The sequence below is a fragment of the Actinomadura meridiana genome (assembly GCF_039537545.1).
GTDB lineage: Bacteria > Actinomycetota > Actinomycetes > Streptosporangiales > Streptosporangiaceae > Spirillospora > Spirillospora meridiana.
On record NZ_BAABAS010000047.1, the window covers coordinates 1 to 597 of the forward strand.

Below are 597 nucleotides of genomic sequence, written 5' to 3' on the forward strand. Positions count from 1 at the left end.
GTTGGAGGGTGTTGGTGGTGAAGTGTTGCTGGAGGGTGTTGATGAGTTGTTGGAGGTGGGGTGTTTCGTTGTCGAGGAGGTCGAAGGGTTGGTAGTGGATGTGGGGGTGGTGGGTGAGTTGGTCGGGGGTTCGTATGTCGGTTTTTCCCATTTCGATGAAATGGCCGTGGGGGTTGAGGAGGCGGAGTGAGGCGTCGGTGTGTTCGTGGGCGAGGCTGTTGAGGATGATGTCGATGCCGTTGGGTGCGGTGGCGCGGAAGTGGTGTTCGTAGTCGGTGGTGCGGCTGTTGGCGATGTGGTCGTCGTCCAGGCCTTGCTGGTGGAGGGTGGGCCATTTGTGGGGGCTGGCGGTGGCGTAGATGTCCGCGCCGTGCAGGCGGGCGATTTGGAGTGCGGCCAGGCCGACTCCGCCGGTGGCGGTGTGGATGAGGACTTTCTGTCCGGGTTGTAGGTTGGCCAGGGTGATCAGGCCGTGGTAGGCGGTGAGGAAGGCGACCGGGATGGTGGCGGCCTGGGGCCAGGTCCAGTGGTCGGGGATCGGCATGACCAGCCGGTGATCGGTGGTCGCGGTCGGGCTGATACCGCCGTGGGTGAACA

1 protein-coding gene is annotated in these 597 nt (G+C 63.8%); it reads right to left on the reverse strand.

Going from position 1 to position 597, the window contains the following annotated elements; all coding sequences use genetic code 11:
• On the reverse strand, positions 1 to 597 hold a 597-nt coding region (locus ABD808_RS38390; RefSeq protein ID WP_344908495.1), incomplete at both ends, for a zinc-binding dehydrogenase.